The sequence below is a fragment of the Actinomyces sp. ICM47 genome, from assembly GCF_905369875.1.
Lineage (GTDB): Bacteria > Actinomycetota > Actinomycetes > Actinomycetales > Actinomycetaceae > Pauljensenia.
This window is the reverse complement of record NZ_CAJPJE010000013.1, coordinates 19,549-33,356: the sequence shown is the minus strand read 5'-3', so window position 1 is coordinate 33,356 and position 13,808 is coordinate 19,549. Positions and strand designations below refer to the sequence as shown.

The following is a 13,808-nucleotide window of genomic DNA, read 5'->3' as shown; positions in this document are numbered from 1 at the left end:
GCCCGTGCGTTAATCAAGCAATGCCGCAGGCACTCCGCATTCACGACCACCACACCAACAGGCACCACCACCACGCCTATGACACACAAAGGCGGGTCCGGCAACTCTCATTGCCGGACCCTCCCTCACAGCTTCAGGCTCAGTACCAGCCCACCGCGTTGGAGTGCGCCCACGCGGAGCAGGGGGTACCGTAGCGGCCCTTGATGTAGCCGATACCCCAGTTGATCTGGGTGATCGGGTTGGTCCGCCAGTCCGCGCCAGCCGAGGCCATCTTGGATCCCGGCAGCGCCTGCGGGATGCCGTAAGCACCCGAGTAGGCGTTCTCGGCGTAGGGGTTCCACTGCGACTCGCGGTTCCACAAGAGGATCAGGCACTGATACTCGCTGTCACCCCACCCCTGAGCCGAGACGATAGGCCTGGCCAGGGAACGCGGATCCTCACCGGAGTAGTTCGTGGGGACGTCACCGACCTCGGCGGCGGCGTCGCCATTCTTCGATTCGCCCGTGATTTCTGCGATCTCTTCCTTGCTGGAAATCGAGCCGAGCTTCGCGCGGTAGCGCACGGAGGTAGTGCCGTCGGCTTCTTCCTTCTCCTCCAGCGTGGCCTTCGGGTCGATGCCGGCGGCGACAAGGGCGGCCGGGGTGACTTCCTTCGTCCCCTCGCTACGCACCTGAGTCACGGGCTGGGAGGTGGAGTGCTCGGTGATCGGCACGGAGGTCAGGACTCGATCGCCATCTTTCTCCTGCCACACCGTCCAGGTGGTCACGCCATTCTGGCCGGTCGTGGTCACCTGAGACTCGCCGACGAACATATCGTTGCTGTTCGTCGTGGTCTCACTAAAGGGAATTTCGACTGTCTCGGTGGCCTCGCCGCGGGTCACGCGGCTGACATTGATCGTCAGCTCACCGGTGGTGCCATTTTCGACGGTGACGCGGTCGAGGGCGTGCACGGAGACACCGGCAGACTCAAGGATCGCGCGCGTGTCCTGGCCAGGACGGACCGCGACTTCGCGGGTGGTGCCGTCGGCGCTCACGAAGATGTTACGGGGGCGGGAGACCAGCGGAGTGAGCTCGTCGCGCGACGCAGAGCGGTCGGCGGCAAGAGCCACCGTGGAACCCAGGGGCGCGGCGTCGGCAAGGATGCCGTCGGCTGAGGTGGCCGTGGTCCACAGGGTGCGGGTCTCGCCATCCACCGTCACGGTGTACGCGCGCGAGCTACGCACGACGATGGTGTCGCCCTCGTGCACGGTCTCGGCGAGGCCGGGCTGGACCAGGTCACCGCTGCCGACGCTCACGTTCGCGACCTCAAGCGCGTCACCGACGGTGTTGCCCCACGCGGTAACCGGGCGGGTCACGCCGTTGACTTCGAGCATGACAGTCGTATGCGAGGACGTAACGCCGAAGGCTGCCAGGCCGAGGACTCCCGCCGAGGCTAGAGTAGCGACGCTGAGAACAACACGCGGAGAGGGCGCGAAAGCGCGCACGTGTCCGCCGACGACATGCAGGGCGCTGGCAGCGGAGGCGCTCAGCGAGTTACTCAGGTGGTGGCTCACAATACTCCCGATTACTCAAAATTGGTTCTGCTGGTCAGCTTAGCGCGAGGACCCCGACGAACGCTAGAACAGTAGCATTGCCGGGGCTCAAGTCACGTTAGACAAGGCCGAGCTTGTAGGCGCAGCCCCACTGGCCCCAACCGGCGCGCTGCTGGAGCATGCGCGCACGCATGGTCTGTTCCTCCGCCGAGGCGTCGGAAGGCAGGCCGGTGCCGCCCACGGACTGCCATGTCGGCAGGGAGAACTGGTACATGCCATAGTAGCCGTTTCCCGTGTTGGTCGAGGGGTTTCCGCCGGATTCGCACTGGGCAATAGCGGCCCAGATGGCGGTGTCGTCCCCGGAGACGGTGGCCGAGCCGCCGGAAGAGGAGCCGGACGAAGACGAGCCGGATGACGAGGAATCAGACGACGAGGCGGGGGTCTCCTTGGGTTCCTCGGCTTTCTTCTTTTCCTTCGTTCCCTTGGAGACGATGTGGGTCGTCGGCTCGGTGCGGGTCGTGGTCAGGACGGCGGCGACGGTGACGTTGCCGTCGATGGTCTCCTGGTAGGATTCGGTCACCTCGGAGCCGGCGACGCCTTCCTGTACGACCTTCTCGGTACCTTCCTCGGCCTCGGGATCTTCACGCTCTTCGGTCTCGAAGGGGATCTCAGTCGTCGTGGAGGACTTGCCGCGCACGACGCGGGCCACGCGCACGGTGGTCTCGCCGCCGCTGTTTTCGAGGGTCACGCGATCAATGGGACTGGCAGTGACGCCAGCCTTCTCCAGGATCGCGCTCGTGCCCTCGTCGGCGGAGGCAACGACGTCGGTGGTGGTCCCGTCGGCGACGACGTGGACGGTCTCACCGCCCTCACCCAGCGGCATTTCGGCGCGGACGAAGGAGCGGTCGGCTGCCATTGACGAGGTCTGGGCGGGCAGGGCGGACAGGATGCCGGAGACGGTCGAGGCCGTGGACCACGCGACGGTCTGGCTGCCGTCGACGGTCACGTCGTAGGGCGTGGCGGTGCGAACGACGACGGTGTCGCCGTTGGAAACGGTTTGGTCGGCGTCGGGCGCGACGAGGTCGTGGTCCCCCACGCTGACACCCGCGGTGTTCAGGGCATCCCCTGCGGTCGTGAAGAACCCGGACACGTCACGGCTTACGCCATCCACCTCGATGGTGACGTGACGGTAGGAGGTTCCAATTGTCGCGGCGGCAGCGCCGGCCACCAGAAGGCTCGTTGCGGTGGCGACGGAGATGACGGTTGTACGGGTAGGCTTAACGCTCACGGGGCTCCAGACCTTGTAGTTTCCGCCTCCGCGGCGCGCCCCGCGCCGCTTGCCACTCGGGGCGGCAGGCTGGCTCGCGTGGGCGTCCGAAAGCGGACTGACACCCCAACCGTAACCAATTTGTTACCGTTTTGCGACCCTTTTGATACACCTCACGCGCGGGGGCGCGCGGCCCGGAAACTGCCACGGCCTCGTTGCTGAGCGGCGTCAAAACTAGCCTGACCGACCGAAAAACTCACCACCAGGAGCCATAGACGGCCTCGGTGTTCGCACGCAGTTGGTCGCACGCAGCGGCTTCGCTGACCCCCCACAGCTCCGCGATGAATCGGACAGTGTGGGCCATGACGTAGGAGGCATTGGGGCAGCCGCGCCATGGGACGGGTGTCAAATAGGGGGCGTCGGTCTCGACGAGGACGAGTTCGCGCGGCAGGACCGCCAGGGCCGCGCGCAGGTCGGAGTTCGCCGGGTAAGTGATGGGGCCGGCGAAGGAGGCGTACCAGCCGTGCTCGGCGAGGCGCTGCGCCATTACAGCGTCCCCCGAATAGCAGTGGAAGACGATGCGTTGATCTGCGCTCGCGCACTCGCGCAGGATCTCCAGCGTATCCTCGTGGGCGTCGCGGTCGTGGATCTGCAAGGGTAGGCCTGCGCGCTGGGCCATCTCGATGTGCGCGCGGAAGGACTCTTTCTGCGCCTCGCGGCCGCGCTCGGCCGTGCGAAAGTAGTCCAAGCCGCTCTCCCCTACCGCGACGACCATCGGGTCGCTCAGATGTTTCTCGACCTCAACCAGTGCTTCAACGAGGGGAACATGATGCTCGCGCACGATGGGGACCAGGCCGTCGGGTGAGGGATCGGCGCAGCCCGCGTGCAGGGCGGCATCGTTGGGGTGGATCGCGAGTGCGACACGCACGCCCTTGTGAACGCGTGCCAGTTCGATCATCGGGTCGAAGTCGGGCAGCTCGCAGGCGCTCGAAATGAACGCGGTGACGCCAACCTCGCGAGCCCGGCCCAGCTGCTCGTCCAGGCTCAGCGCCACGCCCTCGCGCCGGGGAATTTCCCCGACGTGGGTAGGCAGGTGCGTGTGGTTATCCACCACGGGCGCGGCCAGGGGTGCGGGCGTGTCGGGCCAGGGACGAGGCTTACGCGGGCTCATGCGGGGCGGGTATCCTTTCGTGGAAACGTGCAGGTGGTGTCAGTGGGTGCGCACGATGCCGCGGGAGATGGCCTCGGCCGCGTCCTCCCCCAGGAGCTGGCACACGATCTCGAGGCCGAGGTCGATGGAGGTTCCGGCACCGCGGCTGGTCGTGATGAAGTCGTCGACGACGACGGGGTTGTCGTGGACGATGGCGCCTCCGGCGGCGATGGCCTTGACGAAGGCCGGGTTGGCGGTCGCGTGGCGACCGTCGAGCACGCCCAGCTCAGCGAAGATCGAGGGGGCCGCGCAGATCGCGGCCATCGCTTCGCCCTCGTCGGCGCGGCGCAGTACCTCTGCCTGGATCGCGGGCGTGGCCTTCAGGTTTGTGGTGCCGGGAAGGCCACCGGGCAGGAACAAGACGGTGTAGGTGGACAGGTCCACGTCCTCGAGCATGAGGTCGGCGACGACGCGGATCCCATGGGAGCTGGTCACGTGGCGCGCGTCGGTCACAGAGATCAGGTCGGTGCGCACGCCAGCGCGGAACAGGATGTCGGCGACGGCCAGGGCTTCGACCGTTTCAAAGCCATCGGCCAGCATAATGGCGACGGTCGCGTCGGTAGCAAGGTTCTCGGGGGTGGGCATGGTTCCTCTTTCCTGGGGCAGTCACAGCGGGTTTACACCCAGGTTAGCGCAGCCGCGCCTACCCCGGGAATGAGCCACGGCCTCGACGCACGAGGGCCGAGGCCGAGGCCGACTCCACTCACTCGGAGCGCAGCGCCTCCACGGGGTCCTGGCGCGAGGCACGCGCCGCCGGGATGATGCCGGCGATGACCGTCAAGCCGACGGAGACCGCGACCAGGGCGACGGCCGTAAGCGGCGAGAGCTGGGCAATGTTCTCCACGTTGAACGAAGAGTAGGCGATCGAGTTGGCGAGCGCACACAGCGCGTACGTGACGCCCACGCCGATGGTGCCCGCGAGGAAGCCTTCGATGACGGTTTCGGCGTTGAAGACGCGTGACACGTCACCCTTCGATGCGCCGATGGAGCGCAGGATGCCGATCTCCTTACGGCGCTCAAGGACCGAAATATAGGTGATGATCGAGATCATGATCGAGGAGACCACGAGCGAAATCGACACGAAGGCGATGAGCAGCCACGAGACGATGTCGACGATCTTCGTCACCGAACTCATGAGCGCGCCCATGATGTCGGAGTAGGTGATGACCTTGTCGGTGGCACCCGCCGCCTCATTGTCCTTGTTGTAGGTGTCGAGCGCAGCCTTCACCTTGTCCTTGTCCGCGAAAGACTTGGGGTAGATCGAAATGTTGGAGGGCGAGGCGATGTCCGCCCATCCGAGGTTCCTCAGGTTCGTCTCCAGGGTCGGCACATTCGTGGAAAACATGGTCGCCATGAGGGCCGCGAGGGATTTCTCGTCTACATTGGATTTGAAGGCCTCCGCGAAGGCGTTGGGGTCCATCGAGAACGCGCTCGACATGTCGGTCGCGAACTGATCCATGACCGTGTTCATCTGTGTTCCGATGGTATCGGAGATCTGCGTCATCATCTGTGTCATGGCGGCTGTCATGGCCTCTTGCATGACCTGTCCAATCGCGGCACCCACGCCCTGCGTGAGGCTCGCACCCAGCTGGGCGGCGATCTGCGTGGAGATCGCGTTCATGACCTGCGTGGAAATGTCGGTGCCGATCTTGGCCAGCGCCGGATCGTCCCCGATGGCTTTCATCAGATTGGCGCTGAGTTTGTCGGCGTCCACCACCTGGTCGGAGCCGACCGCCGTTTGAATCTTCTCGAGCACCTCGGGCTGACTGAAGTAGTTGGCGGCCAGGACCGCAAAGTCCGTCGTACCGCCCTCTTCGATCTGATTCTGGGCGTATTCCTGGAACCCCTGAGCGATCTCGCTGGCCTGAGCGCTCAGGTATTCCCCGGCCCCGTCCTTGACTGCGCCGTCGGCGAGCGCAGATTGGATGATCGTGGGGAAGTCGATGGTGGCGAGTTCAGGGATGTCCTTGCTAAGGTCGCCGAGGCCCAGCTTGGACAGGTCGATGCCCATGCCGGACTGCGCGCCTGATTGGCCTGCGAGGTTCGAGAAGTCGATGGTGGACAGGTCGAGGTTCGACAGGTCCAGGCCCGACATGTCGAGGGTGGAGAAGTCGATGTCGGACAGATCCATCCCGGAAAAGTCCATGCCCGACAGGTCCATCTGCATCTTATCGGGGTCGATCTGGAAGGCCGCAGAGAGTTTAGATTCGTCGACTGTAAAGAGGGAGGACATGTCGAAGCCACTAGACTGGCTCTTTTGGTCGTCTGCCAGTTCTTTGAAGGTCTTGCCGGTAAAAACATCGACGTCGGGCTTGGCACGCTGAGCCTTGACAATCGGGCTGGCGCTGGCCTCTTCGATGATCTGATAGGTCAGGGCGGGAGTATAGGCGATGCCCTGACGCAGTGCCCCACCCTTGTTGGAGTTGGGCTTAACGATTCCGGAGATGGTCAGCTCCTGACCGTCGTCCACGAGCTTCTTCATGTAGTCGGCGTCTGAGGAGCGGTCGGTCCATACCTTGTAGGTCTCGTCCCATGTGTACTTGTCGAAGGCGTTGATACGATGGAAGGTGGTGCTCAGGATCGTGGAGTAGTCGTAGGTCGCGTCGCTGGTCCCCGACTGCGCGCTCGTCTGCGCACCGGACTGGGTTTTGCCGCCGAGTGTGCCCTGGTAGTAGGTTCGCATGAGGTCGTCGAATTCCTTGTGGTCTTTCAGACCCAGGGTGTATTCGAAGAGGTTGGGGATATTGCCATCCTCGTCGAGGACCAGGACCACCTGGTTCGCACCGCTTGGCCAGGAGCCAGCAACGAGGTCGTACGCGGAGGTGTAGAGCGAGGCCGCGGCGGGCATCTGGTAGAAGGCGTTCGTCTGCATCATCGATCCAAAGGCCCCCGAGCCGAAGCCGGCCTCCATCTGCTTCATGGACTGGTCGGGGCTGACTTGAACGGTCGACTTGGATGTGTCGGATTGGAAGATCTGCGGGACCACGTCGTAGTCGTATTCGATGGCGTTGACCATCGTCTCGACGTTCCCGCCGTTGTTATCCAGGTAGGTTTTGAGGGAGGCCAGGTCGTTGGTTTTCGCGTCGCGGATCGTGTCGGCAAACGTGCGCATCTGGGAGACGCCGACCTGGCCATCGGGTGCTGGCGTATCTTTCTTGGAGTCCGAGGCTGACGTGGACAGGGCGGCGGTCATGTCGACGCCGCTCTTTTGGATCGTCAGCGGGTAGGACCCGAGCGTCTCCTCCTCCGTCTTCTGAATGTAGGCGTTCGTGCCGTTGGCCAGGGCGAGGATCGCGGCGATCCCAATGATGCCAATAGACCCCGCGAAGGAGGTCATGAGCGTGCGGCCCTTCTTGGTCATCAGGTTGTTGGCCGACAGGGACAGGGCGGTCACAAAGCCCATGGACGTGCGGCGCGCGGGCTTCGCGGCTCGTTGGTCCTCAGCGGTGGGCACGAAGGGATCGGAGTCGGCGACGATACAGCCGTCGGCCAGCTCGACGATGCGGGTGGCGTACTGGTGGGCTAGCTCGGGGTTGTGCGTGACCATAATGACGAGGCGGTCGCGGGCAACGTCGCGCAACAGGTCCATGACTTGCACGCTGGTTGCGGAGTCGAGGGCACCGGTCGGTTCGTCGGCCAGCAGAATCTCGGGGTCGTTGATGAGGGCGCGCGCGATGGCGACACGCTGCATCTGGCCGCCCGACATCTGCGAGGGCTTCTTGTTGACGTGGTCCTTTAGGCCGACGCGTTCAAGGGCATCGAGGGCGCGCTTGCGACGCTCAGAGCGGGAAACACCGGACAGGGTGAGGGCCAGCTCGACGTTGGCCAGGACGCTCTGGTGTGGGATCAGGTTGTAGGCTTGGAAGACGAAGCCGATGCGGTTGTTGCGGTAGGCGTCCCAGTCGCGTGCCTTGTAGTCCTTCGTCGAGATGCCGTCGATGACGAGGTCGCCCGCCTGGAAGCGGTCAAGGCCACCGATGACGTTGAGCATCGTTGTCTTGCCCGAGCCGGACTGGCCGAGCACGGCCACGAATTCGTTGTCGCGGAACGCCACGGAAACTTTGTTGAGCGCCACCTGCACGAGGCTGGCGGTCTGGTAGGCCTTCACTATTTCTTTCAGCTCAAGCATGCATCATCCTTACCGTTCGTCCCACTGTGCACATACAAGCCTAACCGAGCGAGTTCTGGCGATGATCGGGAATTCTCACGCCTCGGCCCCTGATCGGCCCCCGATTCACCCCTGAGAAACCTCGCCGAAAACCTGGTGTTCCATCGAAACCCCAGCCCCGGCCTCGTCCTTGACGCCTGGTCGGATGTCCGCGTACACGCCACGGGTATCATGAAGCCATGACAGACCTCACCCAGATTCCCGTGCCCAACGACGGGCCGATCGCCAACAAAGTCTTGGAGATCTACGAGCGGTCCTTCCCACCTGAGGAACAGGTCCCCATGTCCGAGCTGCGACGCAGCGCCGAGCGCGACGGGGTGTCTTTCCTTGCCTGGATCGACCCGTCCCTCCCCGCAGGCGAGGACGGGGCCGGAAACGTGGTCGCCCTGACCTTCTCTTTCGTCTTCCCCGACCTGTTCTACCTGGGTTTCCTCGCGGTCGACGGGCGCACGCGCAGCGCCGGCTACGGCTCGCGCATCTTGACTCATTTCCGCGAGCGCTACGCGGGCATTCCCCAGCTGCTCGAGATCGAGCCCCTCACACGTGAGGCCGCGAACTACCAGCAGCGCGTGCGCCGCCTGGCGTTCTACGAGCGCAACGGCTTTACGGTCACGAACATGATTACACACGAGGCCGACCAGACCTACCGGGTCCTGGCGCGGGGCGGTATTGTGACGCCGGAGCGTCTGGAGGAAGCTCTCAACTCCGTGACCGACGATCCGGCCTACGCGTCGCACGTGACGACGGACTGAGGCCTCGTCTCTGCCCCGCCTCCCGCCGGACCGCCCCTCCTCGGGTGCGGCCCGGTTTGTCGTGCGCGCGGGCGGCTCTCAGTGCTCGGTGCCGCGGCTGGAGACCAGGAGGATTTCCTCGTTGTCGAGGCGGGCGAGCGCACCCTCGAGGGCTGCCGAGGAGAAGATCCCCTCGTCGCGGGCCTGAAGGAGGGCGGCGCGCTGTGCATGGATGGCCTCAAGCGCCAATTCACGGATCTGGTCGCGCGTGAAGGAACGTTTCACTTCTTCCTCGCTCATATCGACAGTGCCGTGGTCCTCGTCGCCGTCGTCGTGGGCTGCAACATCAGCCTCAGCTGCAACGACGTCTTCGGCGGGGTCGTCCGCTCGTTCGGGGCACAGCCCATCACGCGTCGCCCCCGCATGAGCAGCGGCGTCCTGGAAGATATCCGTGAGGACGCGGTCTGCCGCGTGCGCCGTACGCGTTTGCTCACCCGTAGCCTCGTCGGTCAGCGCGTGCCCCAGCCGGGACAGCGTGCGCGAGACGCCCGCGGAGAGCAGAGTCTTGCCATCGACCTCGTGGATCGCCTGCGCGAGGGCCGTATCCACCAGCGCGGAACCCATCACCTTCAGGAGCTTGGCGCGTTCCTCCTCGGAGATATCGCCCGAGGCCATCTGCGGCTTCACGATGCGGATGAGAGCGGGCAGGGTCAGGCCCTGGATGACGAGAGCACCAGCCGCGATGAACAGCGCGATCGACAGCAACAGCGAGCGCATCGGGGCGTGCGTTGAGATTGTCTGCGCGGCGGCCAGGGTGATGGCACCACGCATTCCCGCCCAGACGATGACGCTGCCCTCGCGCGGACCCAGCGGCTCGCTGGCGAAATAATCCAGGTCGGAACCGCGCATGGCGTTGCGGCGTTCGCGACGCTTGAGGCGACGGCGGTAGTGATTGAGTGCGTTCGCCCAGTGCTCCGGACTCAGATTGCGGGCTTCGAGCATGTCGGCGTCGACCTCGCAGGCCTCGTTCATGCGCTTCTCGAAGCGCTCGATGCGCGTGCTCTCAACCTCGTAGCGGCGCTTGCGGTGGCTGCGGCGATGATCCAGCCAGGCGAGCATGAACGCAATGAAGACGGCGCGAATCACCATGATGAGCGCGCCGAGGGTGACGGCGAGGAAAGCTGCGAAGGCCAGGCCGCCGGAGAACTCGGCGGCCTCCTCGACGATGCCGAAGGCCTGCAGGCCCATCGTCAGGAAAATCCCACTCTCCAAAACGAGGGTCATGGTCTGCCAGTTCTGCTGGGAGAAACGCCTGTTGTTCGCGGAGATAACAGCCGCGCGACGACGCGAGACAACCAGGCCGGCGACGACGGCGGCGACCAGGCCGGACCCTCCCAGGTGCTCGGCGGGGATCGACGCGATGAAGGGCATCACGAAGGAGAAGACCGTGTCCGCTGAGGGTTCCTTGATGAGAGCGCGCACTCGCACGCCGACCTCGCCGACGACCCAGCCAATCACGGCTGCGATACCGAGCGCGAGGGAGACCTTGCCGATGAGTATGCCCGGGTTGAGGGCGTGTTCGTCGGCAGCCAGGCCCGCGCTCATCGCAGCGGAGAGCAGCACGAGTGAGGTTGCGTCGTTGAAGAGTCCCTCGCCTTCGAGCACTGTGATGATCCGATGCGAGACGCCAGAGCGTTTCGCGATCGAGACGGCAACCGCGTCCGTCGGGGACAGGACCGCGCCCAGTGCGACACCCCAGGGCAAGGAGACTGCGGGGACCAGCCAGTTGATGACGAATCCGACCGCGAAAGCGGAGAGGAACACGAGGGGGATCGCGAGCATCGCGACGGCCTGCATCTCACGGCGGAAGTCCATGGTCGGCATACGTACTGCAGCCGAGAACAGCAGCGGCGGTAGCACGATCTCGAGGACGATATGCGGCTCGACCTCGATGGCCCCCACCTGGGGCAGGAAGCCGATCGCCAGACCAACGGCCAGCAGGATCAGAGGCGAGGCAACACGCACCTTGAGCGCGACGAATTGACACGCCACGATAATGAGCATTCCGGCCAGAGCGATAAGAAGGGGATCCACGCATTAATTCTACTCTGATCTTGCTCCTTTGTATTTCTTTCATCTCATCCACGAACGGCCGATCACGGTTATTCAGTGACACCACAAGCGAGCATGCGGGTCATCGCCCCACGGCTGCGCGGCAAAGCCGTCCGTGGCAGGGTGAACCCATGAACCATCTGTTCTCGCCTCGACTACCTGACCCGACGCTCGCCGCCTTCGATTCCCCCATCGGGCACCTGACGCTGGCGGCGCGCGGCGGCGCGCTCGTCGGTGTCTGGGCGCGCGGGCAGCGCTTCTTCGGATGTCCCGTCGGCATTGACGAGGCGGTGGCCGCGTCCCTGGAGATCCTGCCCTCCCGGGGTGGCTCGGGGGAAGAATCGCGCGGTGTGACAGGCGAGGACGCGGCCGCACTGACGGCGGCCGTATCCTGGCTCGAACAGTATTTCGCTGGCGAGAACCCCTCCCCCGCTCGCCTTCACATAACCCCGGAAGGGACGCATTTCCAGAAGCACGTCTGGGAGGCGATGGCTCGGATCCCCTACGGACACACACGCACCTACTCCCAGATTGCGGCTCAGCTGCGCGAGGCCGGGGTCGCGGCCTCACCCCGCGCGGTCGGCGGGGCCGTTGGCCGCAATCCCCTGCTTATCGTCCGCCCCTGCCACCGCGTGGTGGCTGCTGGCGGACTTGGCGGCTACGCAGCCGGGGCCGAGGCCAAAGCCTGGCTGTTCGAGCACGAAGCGGCCACAGCCTCGTCTATCGGCTGACTCAGCCGTTCGCGCGGGCAGACCCTGCCGACTCGGTGGCCACAGCCTCGCCCCTATGAGGCGCGACCAGATCAGAGGGCGACGCGTTCGCCTTCCGGTCAACGATGTCTTTGGCGAGCGTGCTCGCATCGCGGCGCAGCTGCTTGCTGTCGACGACAGACGCGCGAGACAGCTCGCGAACCTTTTCGCGATGCTCGTCCGTGTACTCCAAGTGATCGTCGTGCTTGTGGACGAGGAGGCGGATCAGCTTACGGCGCAGGTTTTCCTCATGCGACACGCCAGCGCGCTCACGCAGCCAACCGGCGGCCAGAACCACGAGGAGCGCGACTCCCAGCCATCCGATGATCGGGTACATGCCACCGATCAGCTTCTTGAAGCCCATGAGCGAGGCCGCGTATCCGAGCGCCACGACGCCCACCAGCACGATGCGCATACGTTTTGTCGAGCCACCCGAGAAACGGCGCGCCGTCGCGAAGAATAGGGAGAACACCGTGTTGTAGATGAGCGCGAAGATGATGAGGGTGTAGACGAACGCAAACCACGGGTGGATCGTGCGCGCAATCTCGAGTGCCGGGACATTCACGTCCCAGATTCGATCCATGTTCAGGTAGAGAGCCAGAGCGTCGCCACCGATCACCAGGGCGATGATCGTGCCACCGATGCGCCCGGCGAGGCGAGCCTCACCAATGCGCAGCACCGAGCCGCCAAGCACGAAGGCCATGCCGATACCGTTGACGACACACAGAGCGAAGTAGTTGATCGTCGAGAACCACAGGTTCGGCAGGGCCGGAGTGACCTGGGTAGCGGTCGCATTGAGTTCGGCCATGCTCGGGTGCGGGGTCACCAGCGAGTAGATGACGAGAACGATGATCGCGATGACGATCATCGGGGTGAAGACGCCGATGACCTCCATGATCCGATCAAAATCCAGGAATGCAGTGAGGATCACGAGGCCCGAGCACACCGCGCTCCCCGCCCACGCGGGCAATCCGAATTGCTGTTCGAGGTTCGCGCCCGCGCCCGCGAGCATCACGAAGCCCATCGCGAAGCCAGAAAAAACGAGCACCACATCGATGACGCGGCGCACGACGGGGTGAGTGATGCGTTCGAACACGTCATCGTGGTGGCCCGAGCGAAAGTAGGAACCCAGCTGCAGGGCGACGACACCGAAGATGATGTTGAGGACTCCCAGTGCAGCGATTCCAATCAGGCCGGGAGCACCAAAAGACAGGAAGTATTGGAGCAGATCCTGGCCGCTGGCCAGGCCAGCGCCGACGATGACTCCCACATACGCAAAGGCAACAGAGACATACTTTTTTGACATGGCGGCCCTTCCGATCGCAAACATGTTCCGAGGGACAGCTCAGTCCCTCGGCGGGCGCTCGTTTGTCTGCGCCTGCCGCCATTCTATACAGAATTACTTATTAACGATTAAAGATATCCTTACTTAACCTTGTTAAAACGGGACTAAGTACCCAACACACATCCTTTACTCACGCAACATTTGTGTACACTATGTACTAAAATGGCATCATGAACACACTTGCTTCCACACTGTCGACTCGAGAACTACGCGCCAACCTCGCCGACGTCCTCGGGCGCGCTTCCTACGGCGGCGAGAGGATCGGCATCACAAAGAATGGACACCTGACAGCCGTCGTAATCGGCATTGAGGACCTGCAGACCCTCGAGGAACTCGAGGACGCCCGCGACCTTGCAGCATTCCACGAGGCGATGCGTCATGACGATGGTGAGCGCGTGAGCCTGGCCGACCTGCGCGCCGAACTCGACGTTTGACAATGTACCGCGTCGAATTCACCTCGGCGGCGGCACGCCAGGTACGCAAGCTGGACCGCCCGGTGTGCACACGCCTTCTCAACGCCATCGAATCACTCGCCTACTCTCCACGACCCGACGGGGTCAAGAAACTTGCGAGCACAGAAAACGCGTGGCGCATCCGCGTCGGGGACTACCGGGTCATCTACTCAATCGAAGACGATGTCCTCGTCGTGACGGTTGTGCGCGTGGCACATCGCCGCGAGGTGTACCGCTCGTAGC

Annotated in this window: 11 protein-coding genes; 4 read left to right on the top strand and 7 right to left on the bottom strand. The window is 64.2% G+C overall.

The window, feature by feature from the left end:
- Positions 1-139 precede the first annotated feature (139 nt).
- The 5 genes from QZ149_RS04400 to QZ149_RS04380 all read right to left on the bottom strand — a co-directional run bounded on the left by QZ149_RS04400 (position 140) and on the right by QZ149_RS04380 (position 8,137).
- Entirely contained in the window at positions 140-1,552 is a 1,413-nt protein-coding gene (locus QZ149_RS04400) for a ubiquitin-like domain-containing protein (protein WP_291450059.1), read from the bottom strand.
- A gap of 97 nt (positions 1,553-1,649) precedes the next feature.
- Positions 1,650-2,819 carry a resuscitation-promoting factor gene (locus tag QZ149_RS04395; RefSeq protein ID WP_291450058.1) on the bottom strand — a complete coding sequence of 390 codons (1,170 nt, stop codon included), beginning with the start codon at positions 2,817-2,819 and terminating at the stop codon, positions 1,650-1,652.
- 235 nt (positions 2,820-3,054) lie between these two features.
- The gene (locus QZ149_RS04390) at positions 3,055-3,969 is read right to left on the bottom strand and encodes a TatD family hydrolase (protein ID WP_291450057.1); all 915 of its coding nucleotides are present in this window, start codon (positions 3,967-3,969) and stop codon (positions 3,055-3,057) included.
- A 39-nt stretch (positions 3,970-4,008) separates the two neighbouring features.
- Positions 4,009-4,593, bottom strand: a complete 585-nt coding sequence (locus QZ149_RS04385) for a DJ-1 family glyoxalase III (protein ID WP_291450056.1) — start codon at positions 4,591-4,593, stop codon at positions 4,009-4,011.
- A gap of 118 nt (positions 4,594-4,711) precedes the next feature.
- Positions 4,712-8,137 carry an ATP-binding cassette domain-containing protein gene (locus QZ149_RS04380; RefSeq protein ID WP_291450055.1) on the bottom strand — a complete coding sequence of 1,142 codons (3,426 nt, stop codon included), beginning with the start codon at positions 8,135-8,137 and terminating at the stop codon, positions 4,712-4,714.
- A gap of 218 nt (positions 8,138-8,355) precedes the next feature.
- Between QZ149_RS04380 and QZ149_RS04375 the strand changes: the two genes are divergently transcribed.
- Positions 8,356-8,928 (top strand): N-acetyltransferase, encoded by a 573-nt coding sequence (locus QZ149_RS04375; protein WP_291450054.1) that lies wholly within the window; start codon positions 8,356-8,358, stop codon positions 8,926-8,928.
- 78 nt (positions 8,929-9,006) lie between these two features.
- Here QZ149_RS04375 and QZ149_RS04370 read toward each other — a convergent pair whose 3' ends face one another.
- Positions 9,007-10,971, bottom strand: a complete 1,965-nt coding sequence (locus tag QZ149_RS04370; RefSeq protein ID WP_291450071.1) for a sodium:proton antiporter — start codon at positions 10,969-10,971, stop codon at positions 9,007-9,009.
- Between the two features lie 179 nt (positions 10,972-11,150).
- Here QZ149_RS04370 and QZ149_RS04365 point away from each other — a divergent pair, with 179 nt between their 5' ends.
- A complete protein-coding gene (locus QZ149_RS04365; RefSeq protein WP_291450053.1) occupies positions 11,151-11,750 on the top strand; it encodes a methylated-DNA--[protein]-cysteine S-methyltransferase in 600 nt (199 codons plus the stop codon).
- Position 11,751: 1 nt separating this feature from the next.
- Here QZ149_RS04365 and QZ149_RS04360 read toward each other — a convergent pair whose 3' ends face one another.
- Positions 11,752-13,074, bottom strand: a complete 1,323-nt coding sequence (locus QZ149_RS04360) for a hypothetical protein (RefSeq protein ID WP_291450052.1) — start codon at positions 13,072-13,074, stop codon at positions 11,752-11,754.
- Between the two features lie 209 nt (positions 13,075-13,283).
- On the opposite strand from QZ149_RS04360, the gene QZ149_RS04355 reads away from it, so the two are divergent.
- Positions 13,284-13,547: a type II toxin-antitoxin system Phd/YefM family antitoxin gene (locus tag QZ149_RS04355; RefSeq protein WP_291450051.1), complete on the top strand. Its 264-nt coding sequence runs from the start codon at positions 13,284-13,286 to the stop codon at positions 13,545-13,547.
- 2 nt (positions 13,548-13,549) lie between these two features.
- Positions 13,550-13,807: a type II toxin-antitoxin system RelE/ParE family toxin gene (locus QZ149_RS04350; protein ID WP_291450050.1), complete on the top strand. Its 258-nt coding sequence runs from the start codon at positions 13,550-13,552 to the stop codon at positions 13,805-13,807.
- Position 13,808: the final 1 nt, after the last annotated feature.